Source organism: Streptomyces sp. Y309 (genome assembly GCF_056712025.1).
In genome coordinates this window covers 270,488-291,126 of the sequence record NZ_CM160048.1, presented here as the reverse complement: position 1 = coordinate 291,126, position 20,639 = coordinate 270,488, and the positions used below count along the sequence as shown (strand labels likewise).

Genomic DNA, 20,639 nt, shown 5'->3' with positions numbered 1-20,639 from the left:
GGACGCGTGGGGGACCGGGCCGTGCGGGGACGGACCGGGTGTCCCGGCCGTCCCGTGCGAGGGCACCTAGGCGGCGAGCCGGAGCCGGGCCTGGAACGGGCCGGGCCGCGCGGCGCCGTGCGTGGACGCGAGGGGGGCCGTGACCACCGACGCCGTGACCACCGACACCGCGCGCTCCTGAGCGAGCGCGGTGGGTGCCGTGGCCCGCCGGTCCCGGGCATGCGGGCGGCGCGTGGCCGCGACCAGCTCGCCGTGGGTCAGCGCGAGCAGGTCGGCGAGGCTGAGACCGAGGGCGGCAGCCGCCGCGGCGAGCACTTCGGAGGACGCCTCCTTGCGGCCGCGCTCCACCTCCGAGAGATAGGGCACGGAGATCCGCGCCGCGTCCGCGACGTCCTTCAGCGTGCGCTCCTGGGCGCGGCGTTGGCGGCGCAGGACGTCTCCGACGAGATGGCGCCACAGCGGTTCCCTGGGGGCCGGGGCTGCGGCCGGGGCCGAGGCGGGGGGCGAGGCGGGGGCGGCCGTCGGCGCCGCGGCGTCCGCGGTCGGTGGCGCGGGGCGCAGGGGGATGACGCGGGCGGCCCGGCCCGTCGGGTGCGGAGGGCGCGGGGCCGGAGTGGCCGGGACCGCCGGGTTCATCGGGTTCGTCGCGTGGCTGCTCACGGCTTCAGGGTAGGAGCGGTGATCCGCCGGCGCTCGGCGTTCTGCCGTTGGCGTAGCGGGTTCTGCCGAGGGCGAAGTGCGTTCTGCCTGCGGCGAAGCAGGAACGCCCCGGGTAGTCCGGGGAACCCCGGAACTGAACGCGAGCGTCGCTGCTTTCGAGGAGCGGTCGTGTCGGGAACCTAATCAATTCGCCCGCACGTTGAAGCGATTGGCGCCCCGGGCGCCCACCTCTATCGGACATCCACGCGACCGCCGCACCGAGACAAACCGACCACCCGCAGACCGACCCGACCAGGAGGCCCCGCGTGCCGTATCGCACCCGGTCGGCGCGCCTGGCCGCGTCCCTGCTGTCGGCCGTCATAGCCGTCCTGGCGTTCGCCGTTCCTTCCTCCCGGGCCGCCGCCACGGCGACCGGCGCCGCCGCCCAGCCCTGGGTGACACCGGCCGCGGCGCAGCAGAGCGGCACGCACTCCACCAACTCCCCGAGCCAGCAGCGGGTCAGGGCCCACGGCACCCACGCCTCGTACGGCACAGAGAGCCCGGCGGGCCCCCGCGCGGTCCACGCGACCGTCGCCCACCTTCACCAGGCGCACCTCCCGCATCCGCCGTTCCCCGGGACCACAGGCCCCGGCACCGAGCGCGCACCGCACCGGCCCCTCGGCGGCCCGGACGCCCGCCTGTTCCCCTCCACACCGTCCGCGCAGTTCGCGCACGCCGCGCCCGAGCCGCGCGGCCCCCCTTCACGACGGAGCTGACGACACCTCACCGGACGCCGCCCGACCGGCCGGAGCCTCCGGGGCGCGAGCATGCCCCGCGCCCGGACCCGATGCCGGGGCCCGTCCGCCCTTCGTCATGGCCTCCTAGTGAGGCGTCCATGGCGTCTCCGTGAGGCCCTCATGGCCTCCTCGTGACGCCTTCCTCGTGGATGTGGAGAACTCCCATGCCCCGCGCACCCTGGTGGCGGGCGATCGTCGCGCTCGTCGCCGTCGCCGCCTCGCTGTACCTCGCCCTCACCCAGTCGCCCCGTCTCGGTCTCGACCTGAGAGGCGGCACGCAGATCGTCCTGGAGACCAAGGACTCACCCACCGTCGAAGCCGACGCCGAGGCCACCCGCAGGGCCGTCGAAGTCCTGCGGCAGCGCGTCGACGCCCTCGGCGTGTCCGAGCCGAGCCTCGCCCAGTCCGGCGACAGAAGGATCATCGTCGAACTGCCCGGAGTGCAGGATCCCCGCGAGGCCTCCCAGGTGATCGGCCGCACCGCACAGCTCTCCGTGCACCCGGTGACCGCCGAGACCGAGACCGCCGGGACCGGCCGGAAGGACCCGCCCCGGCCCGCCGCCGACGGCTCCCGCACCCTGCCCGACCCCGACCGCCCCGGCGGCCACCTGAAGCTCGGACCGACCGTGCTCACCGGCGAAGGCGTCAAGAACGCCGAGGCCGTCCTCGACCAGCAGTCCATGAACGGCTGGTACGTCACGCTCGACTTCCGCGGCAAGGCGGGCGGCGACTGGGCCCGCGTCACCGGCAAGGCCGCGTGCGCACCCCAGGGCGCACCCGAGCGGCGCGTCGCCATCGTGCTCGACGACAAGATCATCTCGGCGCCCGGCGTGAACGCGGACGTCGCCTGCGGGACCGGCATCACCGGCGGCAGCACCCAGATCACCGGCGGCTTCGACGAGGACGAGGCCCGCGACCTGGCCGCGCTCGTCAAGGGCGGCGCCCTGCCCGTGCCCGTCGACGTCGTCGAACAGCGCACCGTCGGCCCCACCCTCGGCGCCGACGCCATCGCCGCCAGCACCCAGGCAGCCCTCATCGGCCTGGCCCTGACGGCCTTGTTCATCACCGTCGTCTACCGGCTCCTCGGCGCCCTCGCCACCCTCGCGCTCGCCCTGTACGGACTCATGGCGTACGCGGCCCTGCTCGCCGTCGGCGCCACGCTGACGCTGCCGGGCCTCGCCGGGTTCGTCCTCGCGATCGGCATGGCGGTCGACGCCAACGTGCTGGTCTTCGAACGCGCGCGGGAGGAGTACCTCGGCCCGCGCGCCGAGGGACCGGCGGGCCGCGGCACGCGGGGTGCGACCGGCAAGAGCCTGCCCAAGGCGCTGCACACCGGCTTCGCCAAGGCCTGGAGCGCCGTCGTCGACTCCAACGTCACCACACTGCTCGCCGCCGGCCTGCTCTTCTACTTCGCCACCGGTCCCGTGAAGGGCTTCGGCGTGACGCTGTCCATCGGCGTCCTGGTGTCGATGGTCTCGGCGTTCGTGGTGACGCGGGTGCTCGCCGAAACCGCCGTCCGCCGCGGCTTCGTACGCCGTCGCCCGCGCTTCACCGGCCTCGCCACCACCGGCCGCGTCCGCGCTCTGCTCGCGCGCCGCGAACCGCGCATCGTGCACCACCGGCGCCGCTGGCTCGGCGCCAGCGCGCTGCTGGTCGCCGTGGCCGTCGCGGGCATCGTCGTGCGCGGCCTGGACCTGGGCGTCGAGTTCACCGGCGGGCGGCTCGTCGAGTACTCCACCAGCAAGCAGGTGGACGCCGACACGGCCCGCAAGGCCGTCGCCGACGCCGGTTTCCCGCGCGCCGTGGTGCAGGAGTCCGGCGAAGGCGACATCACCGTACGCACCGGTGAACTCAGCGACGCCGAACAGCAGCAGATCAAGGAGGCCCTGGCCGAGCACGGCGGCGGGCGGGCCACCGTCGAACGCGACGAGCAGATCGGCCCGAGCCTCGGCGACGAGCTGCGCCACAAGGCGCTCATCGCGCTCGGCATCGCCGTGGCCGCCCAACTGATCTATCTGAGCGCCCGGTTCCGCTGGACCTTCGCGTCGGCCGCCGTCGTCGCCATGGTCCACGACGTCCTGCTGGTGGTGGGCCTGTTCGCCTGGCTCGGCAAGACGGTCGACAGCGTCTTCCTGGCCGCCGTGCTCACCGTGATCGGCTACTCCGTCAACGACACCGTGGTCGTCTTCGACCGCATCCGTGAGGCGCGCCGCCGCGATCCCCGCGCCGACCTGGCGGCGACCGCCAACAAGGCCGTCGTCCGGACGCTGCCGCGCACCGTGAACACGGGCATGGGCGCGCTGTTCGTCCTGGCCGCCCTCGCCGCGCTCGGCGGCGACTCGCTCGCGGACTTCTCCGTGGCGCTGATCGCGGGCGTCGTCCTCGGCATGGTGTCGACGGTGTCCGTGGCGGTGCCGGTCGCCGTGCTCCTGGAGAACCGCAAACCGGCCGCACCGAAGGGGCGGTCCACGAGGCGGGAACAGGACCGGCCCGCCAGCCCGTTGGAGGCCCGGCGGCGGCAGCGCGGAACGGGCGCGGTGGTCTGACCGCACGACGGCCGGTGACCCTGGGGGGAGGGTCACCGGCCGGGTGCGGGCGGGTCGCGACGCGTCAGCGCGCCACCCGCCACGTCACCGAACCCGTCAGGAGCTTGCGCAGCTCCGGGTCGCGGACCGCCCGCGTCGGGTCCGTGGCCCGCACCGTGACGGTGTGGGCGCGCCCGTCGGCGGGCACCCCCAGGGACCGCGGCGTGACGGACCGGGCGTCGGCGCCCTTCTTCACGGACCGCCCGTCGACGGACCACCGCAGCCGCACGCCCTCGGCGGCCAGCACCTTGACGCGCTGGCCGCGCCGCACCTCGGTGTCCGTGGGCGTGACCGCGGAGACGGCGGGCGCGTGCCGGTGGAAGCCCGCGATCATCGCCTCACGCCCGGGCGAGTTGAACTCCCGGCCCAGCGTGCGCATGATCGAGTCGTCCGTGGGCCGGTACAGGCCGCGCGGGTAGTAGCCGCCGCCCTCGTACGCGCCGACGGTGCCGCCGTCCGGCGAGGACTGGCCGATCCAGCGGTACCACTTCTTCTTCTGCGCGGTGAGCTGGGCGGCGGTGAGCTTGCTGATGTTCGACTCCCACGGCTCGGCGCCCGTGTACGTGCCGTACTCGTCGTACCAGTACTCGTCCGCCAGCTTGCCCAGCGAGTGCCCCGTCTCGTGCACGACGACCTGCGAGGACTGGGCGTGGTCGGAGGACGCGGTGGCGATGCCGTCGTAGCCGGACGGCGAGGTGATGTCGTTGTAGCCCGCGCCGCCGTACTTGGTGGAGTTGGACAGCACGATCACCAGATCCGGGTCGGCGGCCTTGCTCGCGTACGCCTCCACCTTGTTGGTGTCGACGCACAGCAGCCGCTCGATGCCGTCGCAGTAGAACGCCGAGCCGAGAGCGGTGTCCTTGCGGACGTCGCTCGTCGGGTCGCCCGAGACGCCCGACTGCCGCGAGTGCGCGTCCACCGCCCACACGTTGAAGAGGTTCTTGTACGAGGCGTACGGCTCGACGGCCGACACCTCCGCCCACTTCGCGCGCACGTCGGCGTGGAAGTCCTCCTGCTGGGCGGCGGTGTAGCCGTCGCCGATGAACACGACGTCGGCCTTGGAGCCGACGGGGCCGTTCTGCACGATCGGGACGACGGTGCCGTCGTCCGCGACGGACTTGCGCTCCTTGGCGGAGAGCGGGTCGGGGGCCGGTACCTCGGTGTGCCGGGGGTGGCCGCCGGGGCCGGTGAAGTACTCGACGTGCTGGGTGTCCCGGGCGGACTCGACGTGCTGGGTGTCCCGGGCGGCGGGGCCGGGTTCCGGCTCCGCGGTGGCACCCGCCGTGGCGGCGAGCGTCGCCGCCAGGGCGATCCCGGCGGCCGTGGCGATCTTGAGCGGCGTACGTCTGGCTATGCCGGACTTGCGTCTGCGCATGGTGGGGGTCCTTCCGAAGTCCGCCGTGTAAGTGGCGAGTTAAGCCTGGTTAAGGCGCCGCTCAACGTAGAGGCTCCGGGGGCGTCCGGCAATGGTGAGGCACAAGATACTTACGAGCCAGGTGAGTTCACGCCGGACAGCGGCCAGACGGGCCGGGGGCGGCCGCTCACCGCACCGCAGGTCCCGACCCCCACACGGGTGACCGGACGCCGATTTCCCTCCGGCATCTATGCACCACCGCCGACATCGACTTAGCTCGGGACCTGACCTATGGAGGGGGAGAGGTGGCGGAGAACAGTCCCGAGGGCGCCCGGCTCGACGACCCCGTCGAGATCGGCCGCCGCGTGCTGCGGCTGCGTACCGAACGGGGGCTCACCCAGCGGCAGCTGGCCGAGCCCGCCTACACGGCCGCGTACGTCTCCACACTGGAGTCGGGCAAGGTGCGGCCGTCGGAGTCCGCGCTGCGCCATCTCGCCGGACGCCTCGGCGTCGGCTACGAGGAACTGGCCACAGGACGCCCCGCCCACCTGGCCACGGACCTGCGGCTGCGCCTGACTGACGCGCGGCGCGCCCTCGCCACCGGCGACCCCGAGGACGCCGCCGCCCTCTTCCGCGCCCTCGGCGAGGAAGCCGTGGCGCACGACCTGGTGGACGAGCAGGCCGCCGCCCTGCAGGGACTCGGCGACTGCCTGCTCGAATCCGGCGAACTCACCGACGCCCGCGACTGCTTCGCCGCCGTCGAACGCCTCCTCGCCGACCAGCCCCTGCCGCTGCGCGTCCCCGCCATCCGCGGCCGCGCCACCGCCCACCTCCTCACCGGCGAACTGCGGTACTCCTGCTACCTGCTGGAAACCGCCCTCGACGAACTCAACGCCTCCGGCCTGCACGACCCCGACGCGCTGCTGCTCCTCTATACGGCGTCCATCGCGCCGTACATGGACATGGGAGCGCACGCGCGGGCCGCGCACGCCGCCGAGCTGGCCCTCGCTCTCGCCCCGCGCGTCAGCGATCCGGCGCTGGTCGCCCACATGCACCGCGGCGTCGCCCGCACCCTCATCGCCGAAGGCCGCACGGCGGAGGCCGACGCGTCCCTCGCCAAGGCCCAGGAGCTCTACCGGCACCTCCAGATCCGCACCGAACTCGCCCACTGCCACTGGATGCGCGGCTACGTCCACGCCCAGGACGGCGACCTGGAGGGCGCCGAGAGCGAGCTGCGCACGGCCCGCGACATGCTCGCCTCCAAGCGCGCCGCGCTCTTCACCGAGCAGGTCGAGGTCGAACTCGCGGACGTCCTGCGGCGGCGCGGGAAGGCCGAGGAGGCGGAGGCGCTGCTGCGGCCGCTGCTCACCTCCGGCGAGGAGCCCGGCACCCTGGGCGCCGAACGCGGCGCCGTGCACGCCGGGGGCGCCCACCGGCTGCTCGGCCTGATCGCCGAGGAGCGCGGCGACACCGACAGCGCCGAGGAGCACTACTGCGCCGCCCTCTCCCTCCTCGAACGCTCCAGCGCCGCGGGCGACCTGGCCGACCTGTGCCGCCTCCTCGGCGACCTGCTGCGCCGCACCGGCCGCGTCGAGGCCGCCCTGGACGCCTACCGCACCGGCCTCGGCCACCGCGCGGCCCCCGGCACCACGACCCTGGGCCCGGCCCCGGCGACACCGCCGATGTGAGCGACGGGGCGCCGGTCGGGGCACTACCCGCCGTACTCCCGGTCGTCCACCGGGGCATCCGGAAGCTGGGCTTCCAGGGATTCGCGATAGCGCACGCAGCCGCGCATGAAGCGGGGCCACGGCGGGACGGCCACGGCGGGGTCGACCCGCTCCGGGAGGAGGTCCCAGAGCTGCGGATGGTGCCAGCACAGGTCGTGTCCCGTGCTGTCGCGGTGGGTTCGGACGGCCGCGCGGAGGCGGCGCAGTTCGGTTTCCAGTTCCTCGCGGGTCAGCTCGCGCAGGTCCTCGTCCAGGTCCATGGCCCGCACCCTAGGCGGCGGCGCGGCCACGGGGCGGCGGCCGCACCGCGGGCGTCACTCGCGCGGGGCCCCGGGGACGCGGGCCACGCCCACGTAGAAGCCGCTCCGCTCGCGCGCCGGAGCCGGGCCCTCCTGGTACCAGTCGGTGGCGCTCACCAGGCCGGGCTCGACCAGGTCCAGGCCGTCGAAGAAGCGGGCGACCTCGGCGCGCGTGCGCATCCGCAGCGGCACCTGGCCCTGCTTGTACGTGGTCGAGACGGACTTCTCCAACTCGGGGTGCTCGTCCGGGGTGCCGTGCGAGAACATCAGGCAGCTGCCGGGCGGCAGCGCGTCGAGCAGGGTGCGGGTCAGGGCGTACGGGTCCTCGTCGTCGGTGATGAAGTGCATCAGCGCGATGAGGGACAGGGCGACGGGGCGCCCGAAGTCCAGGAAGCCGCGGGCGTGTTCGAGGATGGCCTGCGGTTCGCGCACGTCGCCCTGGATGTAGGTGGTGGCGCCCTCCGGCGTGCTCACGAGCAGCGCCTCGGCGTGGCGCAGCACGATGGGGTCGTTGTCCGCGTACGCGATCCGGGCCGAGGGCGTGATCGCCTGCACGATCTGGTGCAGATTCGGCTCGGTGGGGATGCCGGTGCCGATGTCCAGGAACTGGTCGATGCCCTGGTGGGCGAGGTACGCGGCGGCGCGGTGCATGAAGGCGCGGTTGCGGGCGGCGTTGCCCCGGGCCTCCGCGGGCAGTTTCTGGGCCAGCTCCTGGTCGACGAGGTAGTTGTCCTTGCCGCCGAGCAGCCAGTCGTAGACCCGGGCCGGATGCGGCTTGCTGGTGTCGATGGTGTCGATCACGAGGGGGTCGTGCTCTGCCGTCATACGTGGCTCCACTGCGGGGTCGGAGGAGTCGCGGCCGGGGTCACCGCTGCTCCTGCGTATCTTGCACGTCCCCCAGGGTGGACGATGCCACGGGGTCTCCGCCGGCGAAGTCGCAGGGCGGGATGCCGGGGTGGTGGCCCCTGGACGCCGGATCGGACGCCGGGCCCGTCGCGGGGCCGGGCGGTGTCGCGGGGCCGAGGGAGAGGCGGGAGACGATGCGGTAGCGGTCGCCGCGGTACAGGGAGTGGACGTACTCCACGGGCTGTCCCGACGCGTCCGTGGTGAGCCGTTCGAAGAGCAGCGCGGGTGAGAGTTCGGGCAAGTCGAGGAGGCGCGCCTCGGAGCGGGTGACCACGGTCGGCTCGATCGTCTGCGTCGCCTCGTGCACCCGCACTCCGTGCCGCTCGCGCAGGTGCGCGTACAGATCGCCCGCCTCCAACTCCCGCGCCGAAAGCCCCGGCACGAGGTCGGCCTTGAGGTGCAGGTGCTCGACCGCGATCGGGACGCCGTCGACGAGCCGCAGCCGCGCCACGTACACGATCCGCCCCGCCGGGGACATCCGCAGCCTGCGCCCCACCCGGGCCCCGGCCGCGACGGTGGTGAACTCGAGCAGCCGGCTCGACCAGGTGCCCGCCGCCTGCGGGACCGTCAGCGTCGCCCGCTCGGAGACCAGCTCCTGGGTGATCTTCGCGGGCGCCACGAACATGCCGCGGCCGTGTTCGCGTACGAGAAGACCCGCCGCCACGAGTTCGTCGACCGCGGCCCGCAGCGTCGGCCGGGACACGCCGAGGCGGGCGCACAGCGTCCGCTCGGACGGGATGCCGTCCCCGGGCTCCCGCGACTCGATGAGTTCCAGGACGAAGTCGCGCACACGCTCCCGCTTGAGCACCGTCCCCGGTGCGTCGGTCTCCATGTCGCGCCCTCCGCCGCCTCGCTGGTCAAGCGAGTGTAGCCAGGAGAACCGAGTCCCGGACCCCATCGGAGTCGACCAACTCCACAGGAAGTCAAGTCAGTTGGGAGCCGGTTTCGGCTCGCGCGCCGAGGGTTGACGGCTCTGTGGGGCCGTGCCACCTTCATTCACCGTCAAGTGGTCACTTGACCAGTTGGTGGCAACTGGTCAAGTCGAGGACCGTCGCCCGCACGTGGCACGACGGCCCCCCGCGCCCGGATTCCCCCCACAGTTCCGGAGAGGAACACCCCATGACCCAGCCCATGACCCGGCCCGTGACGCCCGCCCCCACCAGGCGCCCACGCCTCCGCGCCGCCGTCGCTCTCACCTGCGCCCTCGGCTGCGCCGCCCTCACGGCCCTCCCTGCGGGCGCCGACTCCGGAGCGGCCGGGGATCTTGGCCCTCGCGATGCTGCCGCCGACGCCGTCCTGTTCGACGACTTCACCTACACCGCCCACGACGACCCGCGCCTCTCCGCGCACGGCTGGAGCGTCCGCTCCAACGCCGGTGGCCCCGGTGTGCCCGGCGCCTCCTGGGTCCCGCGGAACGTCACGTTCCCCTCGGCCGGCGGCAACACCGTCATGAACCTGGAGACGAAGACCGCCGGCACGGCCGCGAGCACCGAGCAGACCGAAGTCCTCACCCGGTCCACCAAGTTCAAGAACGGCACCTACGCGGCCCGCGTGAAGTTCAGCGACGCCCCGCCTTCCGGCCCCGACGGCGACCGCGTCGTCCAGACGTTCTTCACCATCAACGACCTCAAGGCGCCCATGGCGGACGACTATGCGGAGTACGACTTCGAGTACCTCCCCAACGGCGGCTGGGGCGAGACCGGCAACATCCTCTACACCACGTCCTGGGAGACGTACAACCCCGACCCCTGGCAGGCGGTCAACCAGCACACCGAGCGCCGCCAGAGCTACGCGGGCTGGCACGACCTGGTGTTCACCATCGACGACCGGACCATCACGTACTACATCGACGGCCAGCACTTCGGCACCCACGACGCCAAGTACCTGCCCGAGCGCCCCATGTCCATCAACTTCAACCAATGGCTGATCGACCTCGCGGGCCAGCCCGGCACCCAGCCCCGCTCCTACCACCAGCAGGTCGACTACGTCCTGCACGTCAAGGACCAGACCCTCACCCCGGGCCAGGTGGCCCAGCGGGTCGCGGCGTACCGGGACGCGGGCACGGCGTTCGAGGACACGGTGCCCGCGCCGTAGCCGCTGGTGGGGGCCGTCGGATGGGATGGCGCGTCACGTCCGGAACGGTCCCGCGCAGGCGGGGGCGTCGTAGCCGGTACCGGCGGTCCGGCGGTGGGCGTCCGGTCCGGCGCCACTGTGTGACCCGGGGCCAGGACCGGGGGAGACCCGGCGTCGGGCGGTGCGGGGAAGTCGCGGACGGCCAGTTCGACGTCCGCCGTGCAGGAGGCGAGCCCGCACTCGCAGGCGAAGGCGTACACCGTCGCGAGGGCGTCCCCGGGCGCCCACGGTCTCGCCTGGAACTGCTCGTGCTGCGTGACGACCGCGCGGTTCGCGTACCGCAGCAGCCCGCGCCGCTCCTCCACGCCCGCCGCCGTCGGCCCGTCGGAGAGGGCCGCACCGAACAGCTCCGCGACTGCGGCAGCCGTTTCCGCCGGGCCGAGCGTTCCGTCGACAGGCAGCGCCCGGCCGCCGTACGCCGTGACCTCCGCCTCGATCTCGCGCAGCAGGGACTCGTACAGCCGCAGCGCGCCCCCGTCCGGGGCGAGGCCCCGCTCGATCAGCCGGGCGCGCTGCACCTCCGGTGTGGGCAGCAGCCACACCGCCCGATCCGAGACGCCGGTGACGGACGGCGTCACGGGTGTGCCCTCCACGAGCGTCAGCGGGGACGGCGGCAGAGCCCGCACGTCGTCGGCGATCATCGGCCCGCGCTCGTGGTGCAGCGACATGGCCAGCAGCTTGGCGGGCGGCCCCGCCCAGCGCCGCTCGCGCGGCAGCCGCTCGAAGCGGTGCGCCGCCGGGTGCCCGGCCGCGAGGGCCCGGTCCCGGTGCTCCCAGGTGCGGGCGTCGGCGTTGTACCAGCGCAGGCCGTGACGGCGCGCGAGCAGCCGGGCGACGGTGGTCTTGCCCGCGCCGGGCGGCCCGCCCAGCCACAGGACGGGCAGCTCCGGAGGTACGTGTCCCATGCGGGAGAGGGTACGGAGCCCACGGCCGTGGGTTCGGTCGCGTCAGGGAGCGACGAGCCCGCGCAATATGTCGGGACGCCCAACCAAACGTCATTAATCGGCCGTTGTCCGGGGGCGAATTCCGCTGTCCGCGACGACGGCCCGGCGGTCGCTATTTCCGGCATTGAAAACGGTCACCGATGCAGCCTTTGCGGGCTTCGTCAAATTGCGCTTGACTGCCGTGAGTTGGCCGCCGCGACACTTTGGGGGAAATTCCTGTGGGGCACGCTCACACGCACCACGACGGGCACGACCACCAGGCGGGAGGTCATGGTGGGCACAGCCACGGCGTCTCCGCCGACGCCGACCGGCGCTGGCTTTCGCTGGCACTCGTATTGATTGGCGTTTTCATTTCGGTGGAGACCGCGATTGCCTTCGTGTCCGGTTCGCTGGCGCTGCTGTCGGACGCCGTCCACATGCTCACGGACGCTTTCTCCATCGTCCTCGCCCTCGTCGCGATGCGACTGGCCGCGCGCCCCGCCAAGGGCACGTACACATTCGGGCTCAAGCGCGTCGAGATACTCTCCGCCCAGGCCAACGGCCTCACCCTGCTGCTCGCGGCGGTCTGGCTCGGGTACGAGGCCGTGGTGCGGCTGCTGCACCCGCCGGAGGTCACCGGCTGGATGGTCCTCGCCACCGCGCTCACCGGCGTGGCCGTCAACCTCGCCGCGACGTGGTGCCTGTCCAAGGCCAACCGTGCATCGCTGAACGTCGAGGGGGCCTACCAGCACATCCTCAACGACCTGTTCGCGTTCATCGGCACCGCCGTCGCCGGTGTCGTCGTCATGACCACGGGCTTCGCCCGCGCCGACACCATCGCCACGCTGTTCGTCGTCGTCCTCATGGTGAAGGCGGGCTGCGGACTGCTCCGCGACTCCGGCCGCATCCTGCTCGAAGCGGCACCCGCGGGCCTCGACCCCGACGCCATCGGCGACCGGCTCGCCGCGGCGCCCGACGTGGCGGAGGTCCACGACCTGCACATCTGGACCATCACGTCCGGCGAACCCGCCCTGTCCGCCCACGTCATGGTCCACCCCGGCGGCGACTGCCACGCCGTACGCCGCGACCTCGACGCGCTCCTCGCCGAGACGTACGGCCTCACGCACACCACGCTGCAGATCGACCACGAGGACGCCCCGCACGCCGCCGTGCCCGTGCCATCCGGGTCCGGCACCACGCCCCACTGCGCCAACGGGCACGGCCCCACGCACCGGCGCGAGCCGCACGCCCACTGACGGGACGCGGTCCCGTACGGGGCGTACGGCTCGGACTCAGACGTGCAGTTCCGGCGGCAGGCCGGTCCAGCGGAGCTCGGGCGGGAGGTGCCCGGTGTCGTTGTAGAGGAGCAGGGACACCGGGCGGCCGGGCGCGTAACGGATCACGGTGAGGCCCGCGTTGGCGTGATTGAGGCCGAGCCAGCGCCACGGCGGCGCGTCGAGGGCGGCGCGAACCAGCCAGCCGATGAGGAAGTTGTGGGTGACCAACAGTTCGTGGCGGGGTTCGTCGCCCGCGACAGGGCCGGTGTAGCGGTCGAGCGCCGCCTGTGCCAGGGCGGGGCCGCGGTCCCGCTCGTCCGCGGGGAACGCGGCGAGGCGGTCGAGCACGGCTTCGGCCGCGTCCTCGGGCAGCTCGTCGCGGGCGGGCAGATGGGGGACGTAATCCCCGGCGGCTTCGGACGACGTCAGCGTGGTGTCGCTGTCGAGTTGGGCGTGGATCAGGCGGGCCGTCTGCTCGGCGCGGGGGAGCGGGCCGTGGCTGACCTCCGCGAGCGGGATGCCGCGCAGGCGGTCGCCGAGCAGGGCGGCCTGGCGGCGGCCGCGGTCGGTCAGCCCGGACTCGTCCGGGGTCGCCTCGCCGTGCCGGGCGAGGTAGAGGTGGCGGGCGGCGGGTCCCGTCATTGGAAGGCTTCTCCTTGTCAGGGGGCTTCTCCCTCGGGGGCAGTGGGTTTCTCCCTCGGGCGGTGCTCGGTCGTGACCGGTCCGGGGCGGTTGCCGCCGGATGGCGGTGATCATGGTGGTGTGCGGAGGGACGCCGGGGCGGCGGGGGACGGTTCCGTGGGTGCGGGTGCGGGTGCGGGTGCGGGTGCGGGCACACTCGGCGGACGGCCGCCGACGCCCTGCCGTGGCCAACGCCGTGCGTAGCCGACGCCCTGCCCTACTCACCCTGCCGCCACCACCAGATGCACCGCCAACGCGATGATCAGCGCGCTGGACGCCAGCGCCGTACACAGGCGCCCCCGGCGGCCGGTCAGCGCGCGTCCGAGGAGTGCTCCGCCCCCGGCGAGCAGCAGTTGCCAGCTCGCGGACGCGGCGAAGGCGGCCAGGGTGAACACCGCCTGCCCGAGACGGTCGGGCTCCGTGTCGGTCCGGCCGCCGACGACGAGCGCGGTGAAGTAGAGGACGGTGGTCGGGTTGAGGAGCGTGATGCCGAGGAGGCTCGTGTACGCCCGGGCCGGGGACGGCGGGTCCGCGTCGTCCTGCGCCGCCGTGTGCGGTCGGCGGCGGTGGGCGAGGGCCGTCGCGGCCGAGCGCAGGGCCAAGGCGATGAGGACGCAGGCGGAGACCCAGCGCAGTGGGCCCATGAGCGGGGTGACGACGGGTGCCGCCGCCGCGCCCGCGACCGTCGCGACCAGGGCGTACAGACCGTCGGCGGTCGCGACCCCGAGCGCCGCGCAGGCGCCGGTCCGCAGCGAGGTGCGGGCGGTGAGCGCCACCAGGTGGGCCGCGACCGCGCCCACCGGCATGGCGATGCCATAACCGGCGAGGAGCCCCGCGACCAGATACCCGGTCACCGGCGAGGAAGCGTGGGCCTCCACGGTCGGCCGGGCTGCTGCTGGACCTTCGCCGGACGGTCGGCGGAGGCGGTCGGCAGCGGGGCGGCGAAGATGTTGGTGAACATGGGCAGATCGTGTTGCCGGCACGGCGGCCCGGGCAACCGAATTTCCGCGCCCCCGGCGGGACGCGGCGCAGAAGGCGGACGGTCTGACCAGGGCCTTTTGGCAGGGAAGCTTGTCGTCGAGGGGAGCTTCTTCCCTACGGCGCGGGGGAGGGCGGGGCGGTGAGGCGCCCCGTCGTGCGGATGGGTGCCGGTTCGGAGGTGTGGGTTCGGCGCGTTGGGGCGGTGGTCGTGGCTGGGGTTGCGGCGTACGCCTCGTACGTTCATCAGCGCGAGTTTGCGCTGCAGGGCGGCGCGGACCGGACCAGCGCGACGCTTTGGCCGTTGTCGGTCGACGTGCTGCTTCTGTTGGCAACGGTCGGTGTTCTGAAGCGGCCCCGTGGCGGCGACCGCCGGGCACGGAGCGTGGTGTGGCTGGCGTTTCTGCTCGGAATTGCCGTCTCCCTCGCGGCGAACATCGCTGCGGCACCCGCCGTGGCGTGGAAGCCGGTGCTGGTGGCGGGTTGGCCGCCGGTGGCGCTGTTGCTGGCGGTCGAACTTCTCGCCGACCGCCCCCGTGGTGACTCCGATCGTCCTGCTGAGAAGCCGTCGGAGCGGGATGATGCGCCCAACGGAGACCCGCTGTTGGAACGCGCCCGGCGCGTGGACACACGGCATCAGGAGCTGCATCAGCGGCTGGTCTCGGCTGAATCCCTGCGCAAAGAGCTATGGATTGGTGCCGAACGTTCGAGTCAACTGGTGGCGATGGTCCGCGCAAGCCGTAACGGCGAGATGGGAGGTTGAGTAGCCGACGTACGGCCCCATTCGTCTGCCTTTCGCACGTTGACCAGCACATCCACCGGGCCGGGTTCTTGGCTTCCCCTCCGCCCTCCTTCCGAGAGCACCCCACATCCTCGGTACGGGTCAGGGCCTGCGCCCTTCCGGGACCCGGACGCCGTCGAGGACATTGAGGAAGACTGACACGCACCCGCAATCCTCTTTCGGGGCTTATTCGAATGCCTTCCAGGACAGCTATGGCTGGTTGCCGCCCCGGTTGCCCGAGGGGTAATAGCCGATAGTGCCGTCCCTGTCGTCTGCCGTCGGCTCATCCTTCAGTCGCTTGGCTGCATCTGGGATGCCCCATGTCTCTTGCGTTTCAGTTTCATGCTCCTTGACAGCCCTCGCCTCGACGGCGGGCCCTAGCCATGGACAGGACGCGGCGTGTCTCCATCTCCTTGAGCGCAGGCCAATAGCTGACGGTCGTGAAGCTCGGGCGACTGCGGTGGAGTTGGTCGCGGGACTGCTGCTGGAGGTGGACACCCGCAACTGCTGGACGCTCGGGTAGGCGCTGAGGCATCCGGGCCCGCACCGGCTGCAGCATCTGCTGTCACGCACCCGGTTCGACCACGATCGGGCCCGGGCTCAGATCGCTCGCCTGGTTGTCGATGATCTCGCCGGGCAGGACGTGGTGCTGGTGGTGGACGAGACGGGCGACGCGAAGTCCTCCACGGACTGCGTGGGTGCCGGGCGGCAGTACTCGGGTGCGATCGGTGGTGTCGGCCTGTGCCAGGTAGCGGTGCACCTGGCGGCGGTCAGCGCGACCGTGAAGGTGATCACCGACCGGCTCCTGTATCTCCCGGCGGACTGGGCCGCGGACGAGGAACGCCGCGAGATGACCGGGGTGCCCGAGGAGATCGTCTTCGCGACGAAGCCCCAGCAGGGCCATGGTCACCAACGCCCTCGCCACGGGGCTCGAAGCCCGCTGGTTCGCCGGTGAAGAGGTGCACTGCGGGCACGAACTACGCACAGAGATCCGGTCGTTGGGGGTCGGATACACAGTCGGTCTCGCCGCTACGTACCAGGTCACCGACGGAGCGGGCCGCCGGTGGGAGGCCCGCAAACTGATCAACAAGGTGCGACCTGAGCAGTGGATGCGCCGCCAGACCGGACACGGTACGAAAGGCACCCGTGAGTATGACTGGGCCTGGCTCGACGTCCGTCACGACGGCACCCGACGACGAGAATGAAGCCGGCACGAGCGTGCTGGTCGCGCGCCGCCACTGCTACACCGGCGAGGTGTCCCATTTCCGCTGCTGGGCTCCCGGCTCCGTCTCGCTCGGCACACTCGTGGAAGTGATCTCCCGCAGATGGCGGATCGAGGAGACCTCCCAACTCACCAAGGGCTTCACCGGGCTCGACTAGGGCCTGTCCGACGGGTAAGCCTTCAGGCGGCCCTAACTGGGAGGCGTCGGGATTTCGCTCAGAAACTGATCGAGCCGTGACATGACTCGTTGAAGCACGTCGATGGACCCGGCAACATCGCCAGGGAGTTCAAGAGCGTGATCTGCGGCGGGTACCTCGTGGACAGCGTGCGGCAGGGAGTCCGCGATCTGTGGGTCCCACATGTCATCAGCGGAACCGCCGATAAGAAACGTCGGGGCGGTGGTTCTCCGGAGCGAGTCGACAACATGGCTGCTCGTCAGCAGCGGAGTCAACCACACTGCTGGAAGGGACCGTTCCGATGCACTGCCGCAGGCCAGCGTCCCCAAGGACTTCCCGACCAGCAGACGGCAAGCTCCGTTCTCGGCATCGATGGCCTCGGCAGCCTGCCGTTCCACCCAGGCGATCTGGTCCTTCTCGGCCCATCGAGGGAAGTCCTCCGGTGGGCTCCACCACAGTTCCTGAACGGTCCACCCGTGGCGCAGGAGTACGGCTCGAGCGAAATGGAGCAGTGGCCGGGCGGGCGAGTAGCCAGTTCCGGGCAGTACCAGGGCCACACGGTCAGGAGCACCGCCGAAGCGGGTGGGTATCGCTAGGGGCATGCCCGCACCCTATAAGCCGTCCGCCCGTCAGGACCGGAGCCAAAGATAGACCGCTGCCACGGTAACGGTTCCATGGAAGACGTATGCCCTCTTGTCGAAGCGCGTTGCCACGGCCCTCGATGCCTTGAGCCGGTTGATCGTTCGCTCGATCTCGTTCCTCCGGGCGTACTGCGCCTTGTCGAAGCCAGCGGGCCGACCGCCCTGGCGGCCGCGTCGACGGCGGTGGTTCCGTTGATCGCGGCGCTCGGGAATGGTGTGCGGGATCTGCCGTCGCCGCAGGTAGCGGCGGATACGCAACGAGCTATACGCCTTGTCACCACACAGGTGGTCAGGGCGCGTTCGCGGATGTCCGCCAGCTGGGCGGGGGACTCGGACACGGCCCAAGACAGGGATCAGCTGTGGGGCATCACCCCACTGGCCAGGCGTGATCAGGAGGGCCAGTGGGCGGCAGCCACCCTCAGCCACTAGATGCATCTTGGTTGTGAGTCCGCCGCGGGAGCGGCCGATCGCCTCATCCGCGCGATGTTCGGCGGGCCGTCTGCGCCGCCTTGTGGTGCGCGGCGGTCGTTGACAAGCCCCAGCAACGTGCTGATGAGCACGGCACACCGTCGAGTCCACGCTGACCACGCTCCAGTCGATGCGGCCTTCCACGTCAGCGTCAGCCAGCACGAGCCGCAGGAGGTCGTCCCAGGTGCCGTCCGCTGACCAGCGCCGATGGCGGTCGTAACACGTTTTCCAACTCCCAAAGCGCTCCGGAAAATCCCGCCATGGAATACCCGTCCGCAGCCGGAAGAGGATGCCATTGACAACCACTCGGTGGTCCTTCCAACGCCCTCCCCGCCCTACATTCCGCGGCAAGTGCGGTTCTAGCCGCATCCATTCATCGTCCGTAAGGTCACCCCGCCCCACACCGCAGCAACGACCTTCACCGCATCGCGTCACCGACCCGCCTACCTCGTGCCCACTGCGCGAGATGCCTTTAAAGCACCGACGGTGCGCTCGACTTCGTGCCTCCGCGCATATTGAGTGTGGTCGAAGCCACTGGGCCGACCGCCGCGGCTGCCGCCGCAGGCGGTTGGCTCGCTGGTTCTTCGGCTCCGGGATGGTGTGCTTGATCTGCCGTCTGCGCAGATACCGGCGGTTGCGCCGGGAACTGTAGGCGCGGTCCGCGCTCAGATGGTCCGGGCGCGTGCGCGGGTGCCCGCCGCCTGGTCGTGGCACGCGAATGCGGTCCAGTACCGGGATCATCTGTGGCGCGTCTCCCCACTGGCCTGGGGTGAGCAGTACGGCCAATGGTCTCAGTCCGCCCTCGCTGGCCACATGGATCTTCGTCGTCCACCCGCCGCGGGAGCGGCCCAGGGCCTCATCTTCCCTATGCCACATCGGCCGAGCCCGGGTCCGGCCCGGGATACGAGGTGATTGGCGCCGAGCAGCCACCACGCTTGCCATTCCGGGGCACATGAGGCCGCAGTCGTGCCCACTCGTCGTTCGATAAGTCGCCCCGCGCCACGAGGCGTACAACGGGCGGCGCATGAACCAGTCACCGATTCACCGGACAGGCCCTAGAGAGCCTTCGTGTTCCATGGCATGGTCACCGTGGCGGCGATCCGGCTCTGGCTCCGCTCCTCATGACCGCGAGGTTCATCGACATCACTCAAGATCCGTCGGACACGTCTCAAACGTCAGGTTCAGGGCCACGCCTGATGGGGTTGGCCGGAGAGCGAGCCGCCCTGCAGCTCACTTCGGGTGGCCGAACTCCCGCTGGAGTCTATTGCTTTCGGTCATTTTCGCGATCATTGATTGTGATCTCACATTTTGCGGACTGACACTCAGAAGTAGGGCCTGCCTCGTAGTGGTCCCAAGTGTTGTGCCCTGCTCACAATTGCTGGTGAGACGATCAAGGGGACCGAGGGGTCGGTGTTATCCACGAGTGGAGATCGAGGAGGAGTATATGAGTGGCACCCTCACTAGGTCCCGCGGCGCCGAGCTGCTGGCCGGCGAGTTCTCCGATTTCGCGGCCGACCTCGCCGCAGACGTCGCCAAGGAGCATCTCGATTTCAGCGCCGAGTACATCGGCCTGCTGGTGACGGCTTGGGCCGACTGGGCCACCCTCGTCGCCGACAACCCCGACGCTGGTTACGCGCTCACCAGCGACATGGATGAGGTCTGGCACGCCGCTCTACGGCGCACCCGCAGGAATTTCGCCTTTTCGTCCCGTCTGACCGGCGGCTGGTTCATCCATCACGAGCCTGCCGACAACTACGGCACTCCCGACAAGATCCGTAAGACCGTCGCCGCCCTCCAGGCGGTCGGCTATGGCGCGGCTCCCGAGGTCTACGCGGACGCCAGCGCGGCCGACTGCACCGGGGGCGGGTCGAGCTGCCGTCCGGGTGGCGGCGGGGCATGACATGACAAGTTGAGTGGACTCGCCAAGTTCGCGATGACCGGACAACCAGTCCGCAGTCGCGTCCCGCGGATCATTGATCAAGGCTGACCTGCCGTGACGATGATCCGTCGGACAGGCCCTGGGAGACCCCCGTCATCTCGCCGCTCGCCCCCGATGAAGTCGCCGAGCGGTTCCCCACCCTTGACCTCTCCCTCGGCGACCAACTGCCCAAGGAGCGCGGCAAGCTCCGCGAGCACCGTGCGCTGTAGCCGCCGAAGCGAGTTCGCCCAAGCGCACCTCCGGCGGGTTCCTGGCCCCTCGGTCATGCCTTGAGGAGTTGCGGCTGTGTTCGTGAGCTTGGGCGCGTGCCGTTCGGCCGTCGTTCGATAGGTTGCCCGCCATGACTGACCTTGGAGCCGTCGCCTGGCCACCTGCCCCGATACGCACCGAACGGCTCGTGCTCCGCGAGTCCGAGGCCCGGGATCGTGCGGCATTCGTCGAGCTGTTCGCCTCGCCAGAGGTGCGCACCTACCTCGGTGGCCCTCGACCGCGCGACGAGCTCGAACGCGCGGTCCCAGAGGTACCCGGGCGACGCCCTGGCGTCTTCGTGATCGATATCGATGGAGCGATGATCGGCTCGATCAACCTCGATCGGCGCGACGCAGAGCGTCCGGGGCACGTCCGTCCGGATGCCAGTGAGGCTGAGCTCGGCTACATGCTCCTGCCGGAAGCGTGGGGCCGCGGGTACGCTGCCGAGGCGTGCGCAGCGGCACTCGACTGGTTCGCCAACGCGCTTCCCGGTGAGCCGGTGGTGCTCTGCACCCAGACTGCCAACGACCGCTCGATGCGCCTCGCGGCGAAGCTGGGGTTCACCGAGGTGGAGCGGTTCGAGGAGTACGGCGCCGAGCAGTGGTTCGGCGTGTGGTCCTCGGCCACGCTGTCTGGTTGAACGTGCTTGGCAGCACGGATCCACGAGGCCACCGATTCTGCCGGTCCACTGCGCCAGATACCGCTGAAGATTTGGCGCCGTGAAGCTCCGAACGTCGTAATCGGGTGCAAACTGGACACGGCTCAGCGAGGGTCCGTGGTCTCTCAGAACTACTCATTTCTGCGACCCCGGACATTGGTGACGCCCCGCCCTACGGGACGCAGGTGACACCCGGGTTAGCGGTG

The 20,639-nt window shown here is 71.4% G+C and carries 16 protein-coding genes and 3 pseudogenes; 9 read left to right on the top strand and 10 right to left on the bottom strand.

Annotation, left to right across the window (positions count from 1 at the left end):
• Positions 1 to 66 precede the first annotated feature (66 nt).
• Positions 67 to 636 carry a helix-turn-helix domain-containing protein gene (locus AC0KTA_RS01235; RefSeq protein WP_481056728.1) on the bottom strand — a complete coding sequence of 190 codons (570 nt, stop codon included), beginning with the start codon at positions 634 to 636 and terminating at the stop codon, positions 67 to 69.
• 329 nt (positions 637 to 965) lie between these two features.
• Between AC0KTA_RS01235 and AC0KTA_RS01230 the strand changes: the two genes are divergently transcribed.
• Both AC0KTA_RS01230 and secD read left to right on the top strand, forming a co-directional pair.
• Positions 966 to 1,415: a hypothetical protein gene (locus tag AC0KTA_RS01230; protein ID WP_481053202.1), complete on the top strand. Its 450-nt coding sequence runs from the start codon at positions 966 to 968 to the stop codon at positions 1,413 to 1,415.
• A gap of 185 nt (positions 1,416 to 1,600) precedes the next feature.
• Positions 1,601 to 3,982 (top strand): protein translocase subunit SecD, encoded by a 2,382-nt coding sequence (gene secD / locus AC0KTA_RS01225; protein WP_481053201.1) that lies wholly within the window; start codon positions 1,601 to 1,603, stop codon positions 3,980 to 3,982.
• Positions 3,983 to 4,046: 64 nt separating this feature from the next.
• Here the strand turns inward: secD and AC0KTA_RS01220 are convergent, their stop codons facing one another.
• The gene (locus AC0KTA_RS01220) at positions 4,047 to 5,396 is read right to left on the bottom strand and encodes a M64 family metallopeptidase (protein WP_481053200.1); all 1,350 of its coding nucleotides are present in this window, start codon (positions 5,394 to 5,396) and stop codon (positions 4,047 to 4,049) included.
• Between the two features lie 284 nt (positions 5,397 to 5,680).
• Here AC0KTA_RS01220 and AC0KTA_RS01215 point away from each other — a divergent pair, with 284 nt between their 5' ends.
• Positions 5,681 to 7,063 carry a helix-turn-helix domain-containing protein gene (locus AC0KTA_RS01215; RefSeq protein WP_481053199.1) on the top strand — a complete coding sequence of 461 codons (1,383 nt, stop codon included), beginning with the start codon at positions 5,681 to 5,683 and terminating at the stop codon, positions 7,061 to 7,063.
• 23 nt (positions 7,064 to 7,086) lie between these two features.
• On the opposite strand, the gene AC0KTA_RS01210 is transcribed toward AC0KTA_RS01215, so the two are convergent.
• Genes AC0KTA_RS01210 through AC0KTA_RS01200 form a run of 3 tightly spaced genes read right to left on the bottom strand, consistent with a single transcriptional unit; the run spans position 7,087 to position 9,139 of the window.
• Positions 7,087 to 7,362: a hypothetical protein gene (locus AC0KTA_RS01210; protein WP_481053198.1), complete on the bottom strand. Its 276-nt coding sequence runs from the start codon at positions 7,360 to 7,362 to the stop codon at positions 7,087 to 7,089.
• A gap of 54 nt (positions 7,363 to 7,416) precedes the next feature.
• On the bottom strand, positions 7,417 to 8,226 hold the full coding sequence (locus AC0KTA_RS01205) for an SAM-dependent methyltransferase (protein WP_481053197.1): 810 nt from the start codon (positions 8,224 to 8,226) through the stop codon (positions 7,417 to 7,419).
• A 40-nt stretch (positions 8,227 to 8,266) separates the two neighbouring features.
• On the bottom strand, positions 8,267 to 9,139 hold the full coding sequence (locus tag AC0KTA_RS01200; RefSeq protein ID WP_481053196.1) for a GntR family transcriptional regulator: 873 nt from the start codon (positions 9,137 to 9,139) through the stop codon (positions 8,267 to 8,269).
• Positions 9,140 to 9,594: 455 nt separating this feature from the next.
• Between AC0KTA_RS01200 and AC0KTA_RS01195 the strand changes: the two are divergent.
• A pseudogene (locus tag AC0KTA_RS01195) lies at positions 9,595 to 10,401 on the top strand (glycoside hydrolase family 16 protein); the annotation flags it as partial.
• Here AC0KTA_RS01195 and AC0KTA_RS01190 read toward each other — a convergent pair.
• Positions 10,290 to 11,345 (bottom strand): P-loop nucleotide/nucleoside kinase family protein, encoded by a 1,056-nt coding sequence (locus AC0KTA_RS01190; RefSeq protein WP_481053195.1) that lies wholly within the window; start codon positions 11,343 to 11,345, stop codon positions 10,290 to 10,292. The pseudogene AC0KTA_RS01195 and the gene AC0KTA_RS01190 overlap by 112 nt on opposite strands.
• Before the next feature lie 257 nt (positions 11,346 to 11,602).
• Between AC0KTA_RS01190 and AC0KTA_RS01185 the strand changes: the two genes are divergently transcribed.
• On the top strand, positions 11,603 to 12,619 hold the full coding sequence (locus AC0KTA_RS01185; RefSeq protein ID WP_481053194.1) for a cation diffusion facilitator family transporter: 1,017 nt from the start codon (positions 11,603 to 11,605) through the stop codon (positions 12,617 to 12,619).
• 36 nt (positions 12,620 to 12,655) lie between these two features.
• On the opposite strand, the gene AC0KTA_RS01180 is transcribed toward AC0KTA_RS01185, so the two are convergent.
• Positions 12,656 to 13,282 carry a histidine phosphatase family protein gene (locus AC0KTA_RS01180; protein ID WP_481053193.1) on the bottom strand — a complete coding sequence of 209 codons (627 nt, stop codon included), beginning with the start codon at positions 13,280 to 13,282 and terminating at the stop codon, positions 12,656 to 12,658.
• Between the two features lie 260 nt (positions 13,283 to 13,542).
• Complete coding sequence (locus AC0KTA_RS01175) at positions 13,543 to 14,175, bottom strand: LysE family transporter (protein WP_481053192.1); 633 nt, start codon at positions 14,173 to 14,175, stop codon at positions 13,543 to 13,545.
• Positions 14,176 to 14,462: 287 nt separating this feature from the next.
• Here AC0KTA_RS01175 and AC0KTA_RS01170 point away from each other — a divergent pair, with 287 nt between their 5' ends.
• Entirely contained in the window at positions 14,463 to 15,062 is a 600-nt protein-coding gene (locus AC0KTA_RS01170; RefSeq protein ID WP_481056727.1) for a DUF2637 domain-containing protein, read from the top strand.
• A 457-nt stretch (positions 15,063 to 15,519) separates the two neighbouring features.
• Positions 15,520 to 16,457, top strand: a pseudogene (locus tag AC0KTA_RS01165) (IS701 family transposase); the annotation flags it as partial.
• Positions 16,458 to 17,107: 650 nt separating this feature from the next.
• On the opposite strand, the gene AC0KTA_RS01160 reads toward AC0KTA_RS01165, so the two are convergent.
• Positions 17,108 to 17,989 (bottom strand): IS5 family transposase, encoded by an 882-nt coding sequence (locus AC0KTA_RS01160; RefSeq protein ID WP_481053191.1) that lies wholly within the window; start codon positions 17,987 to 17,989, stop codon positions 17,108 to 17,110.
• A 44-nt stretch (positions 17,990 to 18,033) separates the two neighbouring features.
• A pseudogene (locus tag AC0KTA_RS01155) lies at positions 18,034 to 18,496 on the bottom strand (transposase); the annotation flags it as partial.
• A 535-nt stretch (positions 18,497 to 19,031) separates the two neighbouring features.
• Here AC0KTA_RS01155 and AC0KTA_RS01150 point away from each other — a divergent pair.
• Both AC0KTA_RS01150 and AC0KTA_RS01145 read left to right on the top strand, forming a co-directional pair.
• On the top strand, positions 19,032 to 19,487 hold the full coding sequence (locus AC0KTA_RS01150; protein ID WP_481053190.1) for a glycine-rich domain-containing protein: 456 nt from the start codon (positions 19,032 to 19,034) through the stop codon (positions 19,485 to 19,487).
• 379 nt (positions 19,488 to 19,866) lie between these two features.
• Complete coding sequence (locus AC0KTA_RS01145; RefSeq protein ID WP_481053189.1) at positions 19,867 to 20,415, top strand: GNAT family N-acetyltransferase; 549 nt, start codon at positions 19,867 to 19,869, stop codon at positions 20,413 to 20,415.
• Positions 20,416 to 20,639 lie beyond the last annotated feature (224 nt).

What these genes read in the sequence shown, in the direction of transcription:
- AC0KTA_RS01235 (WP_481056728.1), bottom strand. Translation starts at nt 636, where the DNA reads ATGAACCCGGCGGTCCCGGCCACTCCGGCCCCGCGCCCTCCGCACCCG.
- secD (WP_481053201.1), top strand. Translation starts at nt 1,601, where the DNA reads ATGCCCCGCGCACCCTGGTGGCGGGCGATCGTCGCGCTCGTCGCCGTC.
- AC0KTA_RS01220 (WP_481053200.1), bottom strand. Translation starts at nt 5,396, where the DNA reads ATGCGCAGACGCAAGTCCGGCATAGCCAGACGTACGCCGCTCAAGATC.
- AC0KTA_RS01210 (WP_481053198.1), bottom strand. Translation starts at nt 7,362, where the DNA reads ATGGACCTGGACGAGGACCTGCGCGAGCTGACCCGCGAGGAACTGGAA.
- AC0KTA_RS01205 (WP_481053197.1), bottom strand. Translation starts at nt 8,226, where the DNA reads ATGACGGCAGAGCACGACCCCCTCGTGATCGACACCATCGACACCAGC.
- AC0KTA_RS01200 (WP_481053196.1), bottom strand. Translation starts at nt 9,139, where the DNA reads ATGGAGACCGACGCACCGGGGACGGTGCTCAAGCGGGAGCGTGTGCGC.
- AC0KTA_RS01190 (WP_481053195.1), bottom strand. Translation starts at nt 11,345, where the DNA reads ATGGGACACGTACCTCCGGAGCTGCCCGTCCTGTGGCTGGGCGGGCCG.
- AC0KTA_RS01180 (WP_481053193.1), bottom strand. Translation starts at nt 13,282, where the DNA reads ATGACGGGACCCGCCGCCCGCCACCTCTACCTCGCCCGGCACGGCGAG.
- AC0KTA_RS01170 (WP_481056727.1), top strand. Translation starts at nt 14,463, where the DNA reads ATGGGTGCCGGTTCGGAGGTGTGGGTTCGGCGCGTTGGGGCGGTGGTC.
- AC0KTA_RS01150 (WP_481053190.1), top strand. Translation starts at nt 19,032, where the DNA reads ATGAGTGGCACCCTCACTAGGTCCCGCGGCGCCGAGCTGCTGGCCGGC.
- AC0KTA_RS01145 (WP_481053189.1), top strand. Translation starts at nt 19,867, where the DNA reads ATGACTGACCTTGGAGCCGTCGCCTGGCCACCTGCCCCGATACGCACC.